The 15,682-nt window shown below is 71.0% G+C and carries 14 protein-coding genes; 4 read left to right on the plus strand and 10 right to left on the minus strand.

The genetic code is table 11. The annotated features are described in order from the left end of the window. Positions 1-92: 92 nt before the first annotated feature. Both FHX80_RS01770 and FHX80_RS01775 read right to left on the minus strand, forming a co-directional pair. Positions 93-1,637 (minus strand): MFS transporter, encoded by a 1,545-nt coding sequence (locus FHX80_RS01770; RefSeq protein ID WP_145762477.1) that lies wholly within the window; start codon positions 1,635-1,637, stop codon positions 93-95. Beyond that, positions 1,634-2,185 (minus strand): TetR/AcrR family transcriptional regulator, encoded by a 552-nt coding sequence (locus tag FHX80_RS01775; protein ID WP_145762478.1) that lies wholly within the window; start codon positions 2,183-2,185, stop codon positions 1,634-1,636. The genes FHX80_RS01770 and FHX80_RS01775 overlap by 4 nt, the downstream gene beginning before the upstream one ends. A 326-nt stretch (positions 2,186-2,511) precedes the next feature. Here FHX80_RS01775 and FHX80_RS01780 point away from each other — a divergent pair, with 326 nt between their 5' ends. Continuing rightward, entirely contained in the window at positions 2,512-2,730 is a 219-nt protein-coding gene (locus FHX80_RS01780) for a hypothetical protein (RefSeq protein WP_145762479.1), read from the plus strand. A gap of 192 nt (positions 2,731-2,922) precedes the next feature. After that, entirely contained in the window at positions 2,923-5,070 is a 2,148-nt protein-coding gene (gene helR / locus FHX80_RS01785; protein ID WP_145762480.1) for an RNA polymerase recycling motor ATPase HelR, read from the plus strand. A gap of 129 nt (positions 5,071-5,199) precedes the next feature. Here the strand turns inward: helR and FHX80_RS01790 are convergent, their stop codons facing one another. The 3 genes from FHX80_RS01790 to FHX80_RS01800 form a co-directional block, all read right to left on the minus strand. Further along, entirely contained in the window at positions 5,200-6,171 is a 972-nt protein-coding gene (locus FHX80_RS01790; protein ID WP_145762481.1) for an aldo/keto reductase, read from the minus strand. A gap of 172 nt (positions 6,172-6,343) precedes the next feature. Further along, positions 6,344-7,771 (minus strand): argininosuccinate lyase, encoded by a 1,428-nt coding sequence (gene argH, locus FHX80_RS01795; RefSeq protein ID WP_145762482.1) that lies wholly within the window; start codon positions 7,769-7,771, stop codon positions 6,344-6,346. An 88-nt stretch (positions 7,772-7,859) separates the two neighbouring features. Further along, a complete protein-coding gene (locus tag FHX80_RS01800) occupies positions 7,860-9,053 on the minus strand; it encodes an argininosuccinate synthase (protein WP_145762483.1) in 1,194 nt (397 codons plus the stop codon). 234 nt (positions 9,054-9,287) lie between these two features. Between FHX80_RS01800 and FHX80_RS01805 the strand changes: the two genes are divergently transcribed. Both FHX80_RS01805 and FHX80_RS01810 read left to right on the plus strand, forming a co-directional pair. Then, positions 9,288-9,881, plus strand: coding sequence for a pyridoxamine 5'-phosphate oxidase family protein (locus FHX80_RS01805; RefSeq protein WP_145762484.1), 594 nt, complete (start codon positions 9,288-9,290; stop codon positions 9,879-9,881). A gap of 108 nt (positions 9,882-9,989) precedes the next feature. After that, a complete protein-coding gene (locus tag FHX80_RS01810; RefSeq protein ID WP_145762485.1) occupies positions 9,990-10,691 on the plus strand; it encodes a L,D-transpeptidase family protein in 702 nt (233 codons plus the stop codon). 3 nt (positions 10,692-10,694) lie between these two features. On the opposite strand, the gene FHX80_RS01815 is transcribed toward FHX80_RS01810, so the two are convergent. Genes FHX80_RS01815 through argC form a run of 5 tightly spaced genes read right to left on the minus strand, consistent with a single transcriptional unit; the run spans position 10,695 to position 15,522 of the window. Next, positions 10,695-11,231, minus strand: coding sequence for an arginine repressor (locus FHX80_RS01815; protein WP_145762486.1), 537 nt, complete (start codon positions 11,229-11,231; stop codon positions 10,695-10,697). A gap of 25 nt (positions 11,232-11,256) precedes the next feature. Continuing rightward, the gene (locus FHX80_RS01820; RefSeq protein WP_145762487.1) at positions 11,257-12,447 is read right to left on the minus strand and encodes an acetylornithine transaminase; all 1,191 of its coding nucleotides are present in this window, start codon (positions 12,445-12,447) and stop codon (positions 11,257-11,259) included. Next, complete coding sequence (gene argB, locus FHX80_RS01825) at positions 12,444-13,346, minus strand: acetylglutamate kinase (RefSeq protein WP_145762488.1); 903 nt, start codon at positions 13,344-13,346, stop codon at positions 12,444-12,446. The genes FHX80_RS01820 and argB overlap by 4 nt, the downstream gene beginning before the upstream one ends. Continuing rightward, a complete protein-coding gene (argJ, locus tag FHX80_RS01830; protein ID WP_145762489.1) occupies positions 13,343-14,497 on the minus strand; it encodes a bifunctional glutamate N-acetyltransferase/amino-acid acetyltransferase ArgJ in 1,155 nt (384 codons plus the stop codon). Before argJ ends, argB begins: the two co-directional genes overlap by 4 nt. Continuing rightward, on the minus strand, positions 14,494-15,522 hold the full coding sequence (argC, locus tag FHX80_RS01835; RefSeq protein ID WP_145762490.1) for an N-acetyl-gamma-glutamyl-phosphate reductase: 1,029 nt from the start codon (positions 15,520-15,522) through the stop codon (positions 14,494-14,496). Before argC ends, argJ begins: the two co-directional genes overlap by 4 nt. Between the last annotated feature and the right edge of the window lie 160 nt (positions 15,523-15,682).

Raw genomic sequence — 15,682 nt, forward strand, 5'->3', positions numbered from 1 at the left:
CTATCGCTTGGGTCGGTGTTGTGCCCAGACGCGAACGGCCGCGGGGTGCCGTTTCCGCGGCCGCGTGCCCGGCTCGGGTTACGGGACGGCCCTCATGCGTGCACGATGCCTTCCTCCAGTTCCTGGCCGCGCAGCAGGAACCAGGCAGCGACCGCGGTCGCCAGCAGGACGGCCGCGCCGACGCCCGCGGCGAGCCGCAGCCCCTCGAGGAACGCGTCCTGCGCCGCGGAGACCAGGGCGGTCCCCTGTTGCTCCGTGAGCGTCTTGGCCGCTTCGACGGCGCCGCCCAGTGATTCGTGGGCGGCCGACGAGGTGGGAGCCGGGACCCCCGGCGGGGTGGCGAAGTCCTGGTAGACCCCGGTGACGATGGAGCCGAGCAGGGCGATGCCGAGGGCGGCACCGAGCTCGTACGCCGTCTCGGAGACCGCGGACGCGGAGCCCGCGTGCTCCTTCGGGACGCTGGAGAGGATCACGTCGGAGGTCACCGTGAAGGCGAGACCCGCGCCCACGCCCACGACCAGGAGGAGCGCGCCGATCAGTGGATAGGCGGTGTCCTTGTGGATCGCGGCGACCGCGGCCAGCGCCAGGCCGATCGCCGCGAGGCCCCCGGTCACCACGGACCATACCGAGAAGCGGCGGGCGGCGGCTCCGGCCAGCAGACCCGCGGTGACCGCTCCGATGGCCGCGGGCAGTTCGGCGAGTCCCGCCTCCAGCGGTCCGCGTCCCTGGACCAGTTGCAGGAACTGGGAGAGGAAGAAGACCAGGCCGGACAGGCCGAGGATGGTCAGCAGATCGGCGAGCACGGCGCCGGAGAAACCCCGGTGGTGGAAGAGCCGCATGTCCAGCAGCGGCGCGGGGAGCCGGAACTGCCTGCGTACGAACCAGACGAGCGCGCCCACTCCCCCGACGCCCGCGAGGGCGACCGGCCAGCTGCCGCCGTTTGCCGCCAGCTCCTTGATGGCGTACACGACTCCGATCATGCCGACGAGCGAGAGCCCCACGCTGACCATGTCCCACGGTCCGGGCGCGGGGTTCTTCGACTCGGGGATCAGCTTGATGCCGACCACGACGAGCACGGCCATGACCGGCAGGTTGATCAGGAAGACCGAGCCCCACCAGAAGTGCTCCAGGAGGAATCCGCCGACGACGGGGCCGACCGCCGCACCGGCCGAGGCCATCGCCCCCCAGATGCCGATGGCGAGGCTCCGCTCGCGCGCGTCGTGGAAGAGGTTGCGGATCAGGGCGAGCGTGGACGGCATCAGAGTGGCGCCCGCGACACCGAGCAGGGCGCGCGCCAGGATCATCATCTCCGGCGACGACGCGTAGGCGTTGAGCACCGAGACCGCACCGAAGGCGGTGGCTCCGCAGAGCAGCAGCTTCTTGCGGCCGATGCGGTCACCGAGGCTGCCCATGGAGACGAGGAGTCCGGCGATGACGAAGGAGTAGACGTCACCGATCCAGAGCAGCTGGGTGCCGGTGGGCTCCAGGTCCTCGCTGAGGAACGGGGTCGCCAGGCCGAGCACGGTCGCGTCGACGGCGACCAGCAGCACCGCGAGTACGAGCACGGCCAGCGCGACCCACCGCCCGGGCCGGCGCAACTCGGTCGGAGGCTCCGGGTGCTGTTCCACGCTGCTCATTGCTCCACGCTCCGGCGTGCGCCGCCGAGCAGCAACTCGACGATCATGTACTGGAAGTCCTGTGCGGCCACCCGGCCCACCTGGACGGCCCACGCGCCGGAGCCGATGAGCCCGTAGAGGGCCTCGGTCAGCCAGGCCGGGGGCAGGTCGATGCGGAATTCGCCGCGCTCCTGGCCGCGCCGGAAGAAGGCGGCGACCCGGGCGTCCAGCCGGTCCCAGCCGTCGTTCAGGTCGTCGCCCTCGAAGAGTTGGTTCTCGGACACGAGGAAGGCGAGAAGCCCGGCGCTCGGTTCGACGGCGGCGACGAAGCGGCGCAACGCCTCCTGCGAGGTGCCCTGATCGAGCTCGGCGACGTCGAGCGCCGCTTCGAACTCCTGGATTCCCAGGTTCTCCAGCGCCCGGACCAGGGCGTCCCGCCCGGCGAAGTGCCGGTGCAGGGTGGCGCGGCCGATGCCCGCGGCCTTGGCGACCTCGTCCATGGTGGCGGTCGATTTACGGGTCAGCAGGGCGGCGGCGCTGCGCAGCACCTGCTCACGATCGAGAGTCATGAGACAAGATTAACCCATTTGAGACACCAACGTCTCACTCTCGCTGCCGATGAAGGTCTGATGCCAGGTTCTGGGTACACGGACGCCGTGCGGTGAGTGATCCGCTTGCCGGTCATCCGGCGGGCCATGAGGCCGGACGGGAGGGGGCCGACTGCAGGCCCCGTATCGTGGCGGTCAGCCCCGGTGCGCCGGGCTCCGGCCGGAGGGTCGGAACATCACGAACCCACTCCTTGCCACTTTTAACTTATAGCGCACGGGGGGGCTTGCGGCAAGACCCGGGTCATGGCGCAGAATCATCGGCCGAGGCCAGAATCTTGCGGAAATGGGTGAGTCACGAAGTGCGTGTGCTGTTGTCGGCCGATGGGCCGCGCGGAGACGGCGGACCGCTGCCGGCGCTCGCGGTGCGGTTGCGGGCCCTCGGCGCGGAGGTACGGGTGTGTGCGCCGCCGCCGTCCTCGCTGCCCCGGTACGCGGCCGCGCTGATCGCCGATCTGCTCGGGTGGCGTTCCTGGAGACCGCCGCGCCCCCGGCCCATGTCCGGGTGAACCGCACGGAACGACCGAGCCAGGACCCGGCGCAAGAGAACCTGTAAACCCTGGCGCCCAGGAACCGGCGACGGCCACGGAGTCCACCGCGACGGAGCGCTGCCCGTCCCACGGCCACCGAGTACGTCGCACCGGTTCAGGCGCCCTGCTGCGCGCATCGACTGCAAGCGGCCCCACATCGGAGCTGATGACGTGAACCCCCTGACCACCAGCGCGTTCGACCTTCCCGACCGCCTCTCCGCCAAGGCCGACCCAACACTGATCGCAGGCGACGAGCAGCACTTCGCCGCCATCGCGAAGTGCCTCGACGAGTCGATCGCCGAGCTGACCGCCCGCCTCGACGCCGAGCGCAGGACGCCGGGCGGCGCGGGCCGGCAGGCGATGGACCGGGACGTGGAGATCCACCGGCTGACCGCCCGGCTGCGCGCGCTGCGCCGCTTCGGCCTGGACCTGTGCCTCGGGCACATGGTCGCCGCCGACGACCCCGAACCCCTGTACATCGGGCGGCTCGGACTCACGGACAGCTCGGGCCGCCGGCTGCTCATCGACTGGCGCTCCCCCGCGGCCGAGCCGTTCTTCGGAGCCACCCACGCCAACCCGATGGGGCTGGCCAGCCGTCGCAGGTACCGCTGGACCCGCGGCAGGATCAGCGACTACTGGGACGAGGTGTTCACCTCGGAGGGGTTCGTCGGGCACGCCGCGCTCGACGACCAGTCCGCCTTCATCGCCAGTCTGGGCAGCAACCGGTCGGCACGGATGCGGGACGTGCTCGGCACCATCCAGGCCGACCAGGACGCCATCATCCGCGCGGGGTCCCGCGGCGCTCTCGTCGTCGACGGGGGCCCGGGCACCGGGAAGACCGTCGTCGCCCTGCACCGCTCCGCGTACCTCCTGTACTCCGACCCCCGTCTCGGTCACCGCCGGGGCGGCGTGCTGTTCGTCGGTCCGCACCAGCCCTACCTGGGCTACGTCGCCGACGTCCTCCCCAGCCTCGGGGAGGAGGGCGTGCAGACCTGTACCCTTCGGGACCTCGTCGCCGAGGGGGCCGCGGCAGGGGCCGAGGCCGACCCGGAGGTGGCCCGCCTGAAGTCCTCCAGGAACCTGGTCGCGGCGATCGACGCGGCCGCGAGGTTCTACGAGGAGCCGCCCACCAAGGGGATGACGGTCACGACCCACTGGTCCGACATCCAACTGACCGCCGATGACTGGGCCGTGGCGTTCGAGGCGGCGGAACCCGGCACTCCGCACAACGAGGCGCGCGACCAGGTCCGGGAGGAACTGCTCACGATCCTGGTGGACAAGCACGAGGGCGACGTCTCGGACGACATGCTCCGCAAGTCGCTGCTGAAGAACCGGGAGCTGCTCACGACCTTCGACCGCGCGTGGCCGCTGCTCGAAGCGGCCGACGTCGTGGGAGACCTGTGGTCGGTGCCCGCCTATCTGCGCAGGTGCGCTCCCTGGCTCAGCGCCGACGAGGTGTCGCGGCTGCAACGGGAGGACGCCCAGGCGTGGACGGTGTCCGACCTGCCGTTCCTGGACGCGGCACGACAGCGGCTGGGCGACCCGGAGGCGTCACGGCGCAGCCGTCGGCACCAGGCCGCCCTCGCCGCCGACCGCGAGCACATGGACAAGGTCATCGACACCCTGCTGCGGGCGGACGACGACGGTGAGGGTGCGGTGACGATGCTGCACGGAAAGGACCTTCAGGAGGCCTTGGTCGACAACAGCGCGGCGCCCGGCACCGAACCGGACCTGCTCGCCGGCCCGTTCGCGCACATCGTCGTGGACGAGGCCCAGGAACTGACCGACGCGGAGTGGCAGATGCTGCTGATCCGCTGCCCGTCCGGGAGCTTCACCATCGTCGGGGACCGCGCCCAGGCCAGGCACGGGTTCACCGAGTCGTGGCAGGAACGGCTCGAACGGATCGGGCTCGACCGGATCAACCTGGCCACCCTCAGCATCAACTACCGGACGCCGGAAGAGATCATGGCGGCGGCCGAGCCGGTCATCCGGGCCGCGCTCCCGGACGCCAACGTGCCGGCGTCCATCCGCAGCAGCGGCGTCCCCGTCGTCCATGGATCCGCCTCGGACCTGACGTCGGTCCTGGACACCTGGCTCGCCGCACATGCCGACGGGATCGCCTGCGTCATCGGCGATCCCACGTTCCGGCCGACGCCCCGCGTCCGGTCGCTGGCCCCGGAGCTGACCAAGGGGCTCGAATTCGACCTGGTCGTCCTCATCGACCCGGAGACGTTCGGCGAGGGCATCGAAGGAACGGTCGACCGCTATGTCGCGATGACCCGGGCGACCCAGCAACTCGTCGTCCTCACGAGCCCCTGATGCCGGCAGGACGTACCCCGGGCCGCGGTCGGGGGGCCGTCCGCGCCGCCTCGGTCGTTGAGGAGGCTCAGCCCGCGACCGGGTATCGCGGCCGGGTTATCGCGGCCGGGCCGTTGATGACGAACGGGCTCAGTTCCACGGCAGCGAAGCGCGGTGCCGCCAGTACGCCTCCGGCTCCTCCACCAGTTGGTCCAGCCGGGAACGCCGCTCCTCGTCGAGGCCGAGGACGGCCGCGTGGAGGTTGCCTCCGAGCTGGGTGACGGTCGCGGCGCCGGAGAGCACGACCCCGGCCCACGGCTGGTGCAGCACGAGCGCCAGCGCCACCGCGTCGCTCCCCAGCCCCTCCTCGATCGCGATCTCCCGCACCACGGCGGGAGCCTCCGTGCCCGCGAGCCGGCCGTTGGCCATGGCTTCCTTGACGATCACGGTGAGCCCGGCGGCGTGGGCCTCGGCCAGCGCCGGGCCGGCCGAGGTCTCCAGTGCGTTGTAGGTGGCCTGAACCGTACGGAAGAGCGGCTCGCCGTCGACCGTGACGGCGAGGGCGGCCCGGATGGCGTCGGCCTGCGCGGGCCCACTGGTGGAGAGGCCGACCGTGACCCCTTCGGCGGTGAGCGCGGCGAGGCGGGCGTGCAGCTCCTTGTCCGTCAGGGCCGGGCTGTCCGCGGTGACGGAGTGGATCTGGTAGAGGTCGAGCCGGTCGCCGAGCAGTGCGGCGGTCTCGGCGCGCTGGCGCTCGTACGTGGCGAGGCTGTGGTCCTTGACCTCGTGCGCCTCCGCTTCGACGTTCCAGTCGGCGGTGTAGGTGTAGCCCCACTTGCTCCCGATGACGACGTCACTCACCTCGGGCCGGGCCGTCAGCCAGTCGGCGAGGAACTCCTCGGAGCGGCCGTAGGAGCGGGCCGCGTCGAAGTAGCGGACGCCCTGTGCGTAGGCGGCGTCGAGCAGTTCGTGGGTGCGGGAGCGCAGGACGTCGGCGGTGCGCTCGTCGGGCAGGTCGCGGTCGCGGTGGAGATTGATGTAACCGGGCCTGCCGACCGCTGCCAGGCCGAGCCCGATGTGAGCGGTCGGGGTGGTGGTGCTGGCCAGTCGGGCGAAGGGCATCGCGGGCTCCTCGTGGTCGGTACGGAACGCAGCCGGGGTCCGTCCGGCCACGCTCCGCCGGACAGGCCGTGGTCCCTGTCCGGGCCCGACTCACCGGACAGGCAGTAGCGCCCGTCCGGATTCGGCCTGCCGGACAGGCCCTGCGACCAACGTAGCCCGCGATGCCGGTCGTCTACCTGCGGGCCGCGGCCCAGGCGTGCTGCGTCGCGAGGTCCGTCTTGACCTCGGCCAGCTGGATGGCGACCGCGGAGGGCGCGGTGCCGCCGCGGCCGTCGCGGGAGGCCAGCGCTCCGGCCACGTCGAGGACCGTGCGGACCTCGGGGGTGAGGTGCTCGGAGATCTTCGCGAACTGCTCGTCGGTGAGCTCGTCGAGCTCGATGCCGTGCCGCTCGCACTCCTTGACGCAACTGCCGGCGACCTCGTGGGCGACCCGGAACGGCACACCCTGCTTGACCAGCCACTCGGCGATGTCCGTGGCGAGCGAGAAACCGGCCGGGGCCAATTCCTCCATGCGCGCGCGGTTGACGGTGAGCGTGGCCATCATGCCGGTGAAGGCGGGCAGCAGGACTTCGAGCTGGTCACAGGAGTCGAAGACCGGCTCCTTGTCCTCCTGGAGGTCGCGGTTGTACGCGAGCGGCAGGGCCTTCAGCGTGGCCATCAGCCCGGTGAGGTTGCCGATGAGCCGTCCCGACTTGCCCCGTGCCAGTTCGGCGATGTCGGGGTTCTTCTTCTGCGGCATGATCGAGGAGCCGGTGGAGAACGCGTCGTGCAGGGTGACGAAGGAGAACTCCTTCGTGTTCCAGATGATGATCTCCTCGGCGATCCGGGAGAGGTTGACGCCGATCATCGCGGTGATGAACGCGAACTCCGCGGCGAAGTCCCGCGAGGCCGTGCCGTCGATGGAGTTGGCCACCGACCCGCGCTCGAAGCCGAGGTCGGCCGCGACCGCCTCCGGGTCGAGGCCGAGCGACGAACCCGCGAGCGCGCCCGAACCGTACGGCGAGACGGCCGTCCGCTCGTCCCACTGCCGCAGCCGCTCGGCGTCCCGGGACAGGGACTGCACATGGGCCAGGACGTGGTGGGCGAAGAGCACCGGCTGGGCGTGCTGGAGGTGCGTACGGCCGGGCATCGCCACGTCCGGGTGGGCCTCGGCGAGGCCGACCAGGGCGTCCTGCAGCTCGGCGACGAGGCCGCCGATGATCCGGGCGTGGTCGCGCAGGTACATCCGGAAGAGCGTGGCGATCTGGTCGTTGCGGGAGCGTCCGGCCCGCAGCTTGCCGCCGAGGTCGGGGCCGAGCCGCTCCAGCAGTCCGCGCTCAAGGGCGGTGTGGACGTCCTCGTCGGCGATGGTGCCGGTGAACGTACCGTCGGCGACATCCGCCGCCAGCTGGTCGAGGCCGGCGGTCATCCGCTTCAGCTCGTCCTCGGTGAGCAGACCCGCCTTGTTGAGGACACGCGCGTGGGCGCGGGATCCGGCGATGTCGTACGGCGCGAGGCGCCAGTCGAAGTGGACGGACGCGGACAGTCTGGCCAGCGCCTCGGCCGGACCGTCCGCGAACCGGGCGCCCCAGAGGCGTACGTCGCTGTTGTCGTTGCTCACTGCGTGCTCCTCGGAAGAACAAGGGGGTGGATGTGCGCCCGCCTCCCCGCGCGGGCGGCCGGGGAGGCGGTGACGTAACGGGGAGGGGTCAGCCCAGGTCACGCTTGGCGGCGATCTTCGACGAGAGGCCGAAGATCTCGATGAAGCCCTGCGCCTTGGACTGGTCGAAGGTGTCGCCGGAGTCGTAGGTGGCGAGGTTGAAGTCGTACAGCGACTCGCTGGACCGCCGGCCGGTGACGACGGCGCGGCCCGCGTGCAGGGTCATCCGGACGTCGCCGGTGACGTGCTGGTTGGCCTCGTTGATGAAGCCGTCCAGGGCGCGCTTGAGCGGGGAGAACCACAGGCCGTCGTAGACCATCTCGCCCCAGCGCTGCTCGACCTGCCGCTTGTAGCGGGCCAGTTCGCGCTCGACGGTGACGTTCTCCAGCTCCTGATGGGCGGTGATCAGCGCGATGGCGCCCGGCGCCTCGTACACCTCGCGGGACTTGATGCCCACGAGCCGGTCCTCGACCATGTCGATCCGGCCGATGCCCTGGCCGCCGGCCCGCTCGTTGAGCTGCTGGATGGCCTGGAGCACGGTGACGGGCTTGCCGTCGAGGGCGACCGGTACGCCTTCCTTGAAGGAGATGACGACCTCGTCGGCCTCGCGCGGGGTGGCGGGGTTCTGGGTGTACTCGTAGATGTCCTCGATCGGCGCGTTCCAGATGTCCTCCAGGAAGCCCGTCTCGACCGCGCGCCCGAAGACGTTCTGGTCGATGGAGTACGGGGACTTCTTGGTGGTCGCGATCGGAAGGTTCTCCGCCTCGCAGAAGGCGATCGCCTTGTCCCGGGTCATCGCATAGTCGCGGACCGGGGCGATGCACTTCAGGTCGGGGCCCAGCGCGGAGATACCGGCCTCGAAGCGGACCTGGTCGTTGCCCTTGCCGGTGCAGCCGTGGGCGACGACGCTCGCGCCGTGCTTGTCGGCGGCGGCGACCAGGTGCTTGACGATGGCCGGCCGGGAGAGTGCCGAGACGAGCGGGTAGCGGTCCATGTAGAGGGCGTTGGCCTTGATCGCCGGGAGGCAGTACTCCTCGGCGAACTCGTCCTTCGCGTCAGCGACTTCGGCCTCGACCGCACCGCAGGCGAGGGCGCGCTTGCGGATGACGTCCAGGTCCTCGCCGCCCTGGCCGACGTCCACCGCGACGGCGATGACCTCGGCACCCGTCTCCTCGGCGATCCAGCCGATGGCGACGGAGGTGTCCAGACCACCCGAGTATGCGAGTACGACGCGCTCGGTCACGGGTCTCTCCTTACGCTCCAACCACTGATAGGTATAACTATGCGTTCCACCGTATGGTTTGTCAAAAGTGCAGGTGGAGGCGCCTTGGAGATGCCCGTGCGCCGTTCCGGCCACACACCCCGCGGCCCACGCCGGGCCGGGCGGGTGCGCGGGTGCGCACGGACGCCGACACACCGCTTCCGCCGTTGGGCCAACCACTGCCCGCGGTCCGTCTCCACGCGGATAATCGAACTCATGGGAAAGACATACGAACGTATCGACGGGCGGCTGCGGACCTTCATCGAGGAACAGCACATCTTTTTCACGGCGACCGCGCCGCTGGCCGGCGACGGCACGATCAACCTCTCCCCCAAGGGCGTCAGTGGATCCTTCGTGGTGCTCGACGAGTTGCGGGTGGCGTACCTGGACTTCGCCGGGAGCACCGCGGAGACCGTGGCGCACCTCCGCGAGAACGGCCGCATCACCCTGATGTGGTGCGCTTTCCAGGGGCCGCCGAACATAGTCCGGGTGCACGGCCGCGGCGAGCCGGTCTTCCGTGACGACCCCCGCTTCGCCGATCTGCTCGGGCGGTTCGGCGGCGTCGATCACACCCGGCACGGGCTGCGCGCGGTCATCGTGGTGACGGCCGAACTGATCCGGGACTCCTGCGGATTCGCGGTCCCCTTCATGTCGTACGACGAGGACCGGCCGCTGCACGCCCAGCGCTTCGCCCGTGAGGACGACCACTCGCTCAGCGGCTACTTCGAGAAGAAGGAGCACATCGCCACCAGCATCGACGGGCTGCCGGGGCTGCCGCTCCCGCTGCCCGGCATGCCTCCCGTGCGGTAACGGCCTCGCCCACGACCGGCAGCGGCGTCGCGGGTGAGGCCGTGAGCGGTTGGGCCGTACGGAGCAGGTCCGCGGGTGGCGCCGTACGGACCGGTCTACGGTCCGGGCATGCGCAGATCTCTGGTGACCGGTTCGGTGCTGATCGCCCTCGCCGCCCTGACCGGGGCCCGGCCCCCGGCAGCCCCGCCGCTGCCGCAGCGGCTGGCCGACACGGGCGGCGGCTCCCAGCTGATCACGGCCGAGGCCGCCTCCACGGGGGCCACCACGGGGACGGTCACCTGGTGGAGCATGCGCTCCGGACGGTGGGTGGCGGCCGGGTCGGCGCCCGCCCGCTTCGGGGCGAACGGGCTGACCGAGGGTGCGTCGCGGGTACAGGGCACCGACACCACCCCCACCGGGCTGTACGACCTGCCGTACGCCTTCGGGGTGAAGGCGGCAGGGCCCGGCACCCGCTACCCCTACCGCCGGGTTCAGGAGGGGTCGTGGTGGTGCCAGGACAACGCGGCGCGGGCCTACAACCGATGGGTGGAGCCGCGCCCCGCCGACTGCCGGGCGTCCGAGGCCGAGCAGCTGATCACGTATCGGACGCAGTACGCCCGCGCGCTCGTCGTCGGCTTCAACTACCACCGTCCGGTGCGCGGGCGGGGCGCCGGAATCTTCCTGCACGTCAACGGGCCTGGCGCGACCGCCGGTTGCGTATCCGTACCGGCGGCCGCGATGGACCGGATCCTGGCCTGGGCCGATCCGGCCCGTCGTCCGCACCTCGCGATCGGGACCGGCACGGGCCCGACCGCGATCACGCGATACTGACCTTCAGCGGTCGTTCTGTGCGAGCCGCAGCAGGTGGTCTGCCAGCGCCTGGCCGCCCGCCGGGTCGCGGCTGATCAGCATCAGCGTGTCGTCACCGGCGATGGTGCCGAGGACGTCGTGCAGTTCGGCCTGGTCGATGGACGAGGCGAGGAACTGGGCGGCGCCCGGAGGCGTGCGCAGCACCACCAGGTTGGCCGAGGCCTCCGCCGAGATGAGCAGTTCGGCGGAGAGGCGCCGCATCCGCTCCTCCTTCGCGGAGCCGCCGAGCGGTGCGTGCGGGGTGCGGAAACCGCCCTCGCTCGGCACCGCGTAGATCAGCTCGCCACCGGTGTTGCGGATCTTCACCGCGCCCAGTTCGTCCAGGTCCCGGGAGAGCGTCGCCTGGGTGACGCTCAGCCCGTCGTCCGCGAGGAGCTTGGCCAGCTGGCTCTGCGAGCGCACCGGCAGCCGGTTCAGGATGTCCACGATCCGGCGGTGGCGGGCCGTGCGGGTCTGCGGCACGGACGGCCCGCCGTACTCGGATTCCTGCGCCTCGGTCATCGTCGTCGCCTCAATCTCCGGAACTTCATTCTCCGGATCGTCCGTGTGCCGCGTCGAGTGCGCCGGGCAGGGTCCGGAGGAACGCGTCCACCTCCGCGTCACCGATGATCAGCGGCGGCATCAGCCGTACGACATCGGGTGCGGGTGCGTTCACCAGGAGTCCGGCTCCCTGAGCGGCCTTCTGCACCTGGGGTGCGAGGGGCAGGGTGAGCACGATACCCAGCAGCAGGCCGGAGCCCCGGACGCGGGAGACCAGAGGGTGTCCCAGACCCTCCACGCCCTCCCGGATCCGCTCCCCGAGCCGCTTCACGTTGCCCAGCGCGCCGTCGGCGGCCAGGGTGTCCAGGACCGCGAGACCGGCGGCGCAGGCGATCGGGTTGCCGCCGAACGTCGTGCCGTGCTGGCCGGGTTCGAGCAGGTCGGCGGCCGCGCCGAACGCCACGGTGGCGCCGATCGGCAGTCCGCCGCCGAGTCCCTTGGCGAGGGTGACCAGGTCGGGCTCCACGCCCTGGTGCGCCTGGTGCTCGAACCAGGTGCCGCACCGGCCGATGCCGGTCTGCACCTCGTCGAGCACGAGGAGGGTGCCGGTGGCCCGGGTGATCTCCCGGGCCGCCTCCAGATAGCCCTTGGGCGGGACGACCACACCGTTCTCGCCCTGGATCGGCTCGATGACGAGCAGCGCGGTGTCGGTGGTCACCGCGGCCCGCAGCGCCTCCACGTCCCCGTACGGGACATGGGTGACGTCACCGGGCAGCGGGAGGAACGGCTCTCGCTTCTTCGGCTGGCCGGTGAGCGCGAGAGCGCCCATGGTGCGGCCGTGGAAGCCGCCGTCGGTGGCGACCATGTGGCCGCGCCCGGTCAGCCGGCCGATCTTGAACGCGGCCTCGTTGGCCTCGGCGCCCGAGTTGGAGAAGAAGACCTTGCCGGGGCGGCCGAAGAGCTGGAGCAGCCGTTCGGCGAGCGCGACGGGCGGTTCGGCGATGAAGAGGTTGGAGATGTGGCCGAGGGAGGCGATCTGGGTGGAGACCGCTTCGACGATCGCGGGGTGGGCGTGGCCCAGCGCGTTCACCGCGATGCCGCCGACGAAGTCGAGGTACCGGGTGCCGTCGGCGTCGTGGACGTACGCGCCCGATCCGCTGACGAGGGACAGCTCCGGGGTGCCGTAGTTGTCCATCAGCGCGGTCTTCCAGCGCTGCGAGAGCGCGGCGTTGGTCATGCTTCCCCCTGTGCGTCGGGCACGACCATCGTGCCGATTCCCTCATCGGTGAAGATCTCCAGCAGGATCGAGTGCTGGACCCGTCCGTCGATGACCCGGGCGGTCTCGACGCCGTTGCGCACGGCGTGCAGGCAGCCCTGCATCTTGGGCACCATTCCGCTGGAGAGGTCCGGCAGGAGCTTCTCCAGTTCGGTGGCGGTGAGGCGGCTGATCACGTCGTCGCTGTGGGGCCAGTCCTCGTACAGGCCCTCGACGTCGGTGAGGACCATCAGCGTCTCGGCGTTCAGCGCGGCGGCGAGCGCGGCGGCCGCGGTGTCCGCGTTGACGTTGTAGACGTGGTTGTCGTCGGCGGAGCGGGCGATGGAGGAGATGACCGGGATGCGGCCGTCGTCCAGCAGTGCCTGGATGGCTCCGGTGTCGATCGCGGTGATCTCGCCGACCCGGCCGATGTCGACGGCCTCACCGTCGATGACGGGCAGGTGCTGGGTGGCGGTGATGGTGTGGGCGTCCTCGCCGGTCATGCCGACGGCGAGCGGGCCGTGCTGGTTGAGCAGGCCGACGAGCTCGCGCTGGACCTGTCCGGCGAGCACCATCCGTACGACGTCCATCGCCTCGGGCGTGGTGACGCGCAGACCGGCCTTGAACTCGCTGACCAGGCCCTGCTTGTCGAGCTGGGCGCTGATCTGCGGGCCGCCGCCGTGCACGACGACGGGCTTGAGGCCCGCGTGGCGCAGGAAGACGACGTCCTGTGCGAAGGCCGCCTTCAGTTCCTCGTCGATCATGGCGTTGCCGCCGAACTTGATGACGACGGTCTTGCCGTTGTGCCGGGTCAGCCAGGGCAGCGCCTCGATGAGGATCTGCGCCTTCGGGAGTGCGGTGTGCTTCCGCGCGGGGGTCATGAGCTGTACGCGCTGTTCTCGTGGACGTAGTCCGCGGTGAGGTCGTTGGCCCAGATGACGGCGGACTCGGTGCCCGCGGCGAGGTCGGCGGTGATCTTGACCTCGCGGTAGCGCATGTCGACGAGGTCGCGGTCCTCGCCGACCCCGCCGTTCCTGCAGACCCAGACGCCGTTGATGGCGACGTTCAGCTCGTCCGGCTCGAAGGCCGCCTTCGTCGTGCCGATGGCGGACAGCACGCGGCCCCAGTTGGGGTCCTCGCCGTGGACGGCGCACTTGAGGAGGTTGTTACGGGCGATGGAGCGGCCCACCTCGACGGCGTCGTCCTCGGTCGCGGCGTTGATCACCTCGATCCGGATGTCCTTGGACGCGCCTTCCGCGTCACCGATCAGCTGCCGGGCCAGGTCGTCGCAGACGGCCCGTACGGCCTCGGCGAACTCCCCCTGCTCCGGGGTGATTCCGGAGGCCCCCGAGGCCAGCAGCAGCACGGTGTCGTTGGTGGACATGCAGCCGTCGGAGTCGACCCGGTCGAAGGTGGTGCGGGTCGCGTCACGCAGCGCGGTGTCGAGCCCGGCGGCGTCCACGTCGGCGTCGGTGGTGAGCACGACGAGCATGGTGGCCAGACCGGGAGCGAGCATGCCCGCGCCCTTGGCCATCCCGCCGACGGTCCAGCCCTCACCGCCGACGACGGCCGTCTTGTGCACGGTGTCGGTGGTCTTGATGGCGATGGCGGCCTTCTCGCCGCCGTGCTCGCTCAGGTTCGCCGCGGCCTTCTCGATGCCGGGCAGCAGCTTGTCCATGGGGAGCCGCAGACCGATGAGCCCGGTCGACGCGACGGCGATCTCACCGGCGCTGTGACCCGTGAGGACCTCGGCGGCCTTCTCGGCGGTGGCGTGCGTGTCCTGGAAGCCCTCCGGGCCCGTGCAGGCGTTGGCTCCACCGGAGTTGAGGACGACCGCGGTCACCTCGCCGCCCTTGAGGACCTGCTCCGACCAGCGGACGGGGGCGGCCTTGACACGGTTGGAGGTGAAGACGCCCGCGGCGGCGCGCCGCGGACCGTTGTTGACCACGAGGGCCAGGTCCGGGTTACCGCTCTCCTTGATTCCGGCGGCGATGCCCGCCGCCGAGAATCCCTGTGCTGCCGTGACGCTCACGGTGCGACTCCGATCGTGGAAAGACCTGTGTCCTCGGGAAGTCCGAGGGCGATGTTCATGCTCTGCAGGGCGCCGCCCGCGGTGCCCTTGGCGAGGTTGTCGATGGCGCTGATGACGACGATCCGGCCTGCCGCCTCGTCGTACGCGACCTGGATCTGGACGGCGTTGGAGCCGTACACGGCGGCGGTCGCGGGCCACTGCCCCTCGGGCAGCAGATCGACGAACGGCTCGTCCGCGAAGGCCTTCTCGTACGCGGTACGGAGCGCCTCGGCGTTCACGCCCGGCCTGGCCTTCGCGCTGCACGTGGCAAGGATGCCGCGGGGCATCGGCGCGAGGGTCGGCGTGAAGGACACCGTCACCGGCTCACCGGCCGCGGCGCTGAGGTTCTGGATCATCTCGGGCGTGTGCCGGTGGACACCGCCGACCCCGTACGGCGACATGCTGCCCATCACCTCGGAACCGAGCAGATGCGGCTTGGCCGCCTTGCCCGCGCCAGAGGTCCCGGAAGCGGCGACGATCACGGCCTCGGGCTCGGCGAGCTGAGCCGCGTACGCCGGGAAGAGCGCGAGCGACACGGCGGTGGGGTAGCAGCCGGGCACCGCGATACGCTTGCTCCCCGCCAGCGCGGCCCGCCCACCGGGCAGCTCGGGCAGGCCGTACGGCCAGGTTCCCGCGTGCGGCGAGGCGTAGAACTTCTCCCAGTCCGCGGCGTCCTTGAGCCGGAAGTCGGCCCCCATGTCCACCACGAGCACCTCGTCCCCGAGCTGCTCCGCAACGGCGGCGGACTGCCCGTGCGGCAGCGCGAGGAAGACCACGTCGTGCCCGGCGAGCACCTCGGGCGTGGTCGGCTGGAGCACCCGCCCGGCGAGCGGCCTCAGGTGCGGCTGCAACGCCCCGAGCGGCTGTCCCGCGTTGGAGTTCGCGGTGAGAGCCCCGATCTCGACCTCTCGGTGGACCAGCAGAAGGCGGAGCAGTTCCCCGCCGGCGTATCCGCTCGCCCCTGCCACTGCCGCACGTACCACCATCGAAAATCCTCCTCGTCGAAGGCATGACTATACGCAGTATCGCACTTTTATGCAAAGAATTGGATCGACGCGGCCGATCCCGAATGTGACCGAGCGACTGAGCCGAGTCGGCCCGTGAGCGGTTGAGCCGGCCCACAGGTGAACCGAGCCCCGGCGGACC

It is taken from the genome of Streptomyces brevispora (genome assembly GCF_007829885.1).
Classification (GTDB): Bacteria; Actinomycetota; Actinomycetes; order Streptomycetales; family Streptomycetaceae; genus Streptomyces; species Streptomyces brevispora.

Coding starts and splice junctions, on each gene's coding strand:
- FHX80_RS01770 (WP_145762477.1), bottom strand. CDS start 1,637: ATGAGCAGCGTGGAACAGCACCCGGAGCCTCCGACCGAGTTGCGCCGG.
- FHX80_RS01775 (WP_145762478.1), bottom strand. CDS start 2,185: ATGACTCTCGATCGTGAGCAGGTGCTGCGCAGCGCCGCCGCCCTGCTG.
- FHX80_RS01790 (WP_145762481.1), bottom strand. CDS start 6,171: ATGCCCTTCGCCCGACTGGCCAGCACCACCACCCCGACCGCTCACATC.
- FHX80_RS01805 (WP_145762484.1), top strand. CDS start 9,288: ATGGGAAAGACATACGAACGTATCGACGGGCGGCTGCGGACCTTCATC.
- FHX80_RS01810 (WP_145762485.1), top strand. CDS start 9,990: ATGCGCAGATCTCTGGTGACCGGTTCGGTGCTGATCGCCCTCGCCGCC.
- FHX80_RS01815 (WP_145762486.1), bottom strand. CDS start 11,231: ATGACCGAGGCGCAGGAATCCGAGTACGGCGGGCCGTCCGTGCCGCAG.
- FHX80_RS01820 (WP_145762487.1), bottom strand. CDS start 12,447: ATGACCAACGCCGCGCTCTCGCAGCGCTGGAAGACCGCGCTGATGGAC.
- argB (WP_145762488.1), bottom strand. CDS start 13,346: ATGACCCCCGCGCGGAAGCACACCGCACTCCCGAAGGCGCAGATCCTC.
- argC (WP_145762490.1), bottom strand. CDS start 15,522: ATGGTGGTACGTGCGGCAGTGGCAGGGGCGAGCGGATACGCCGGCGGG.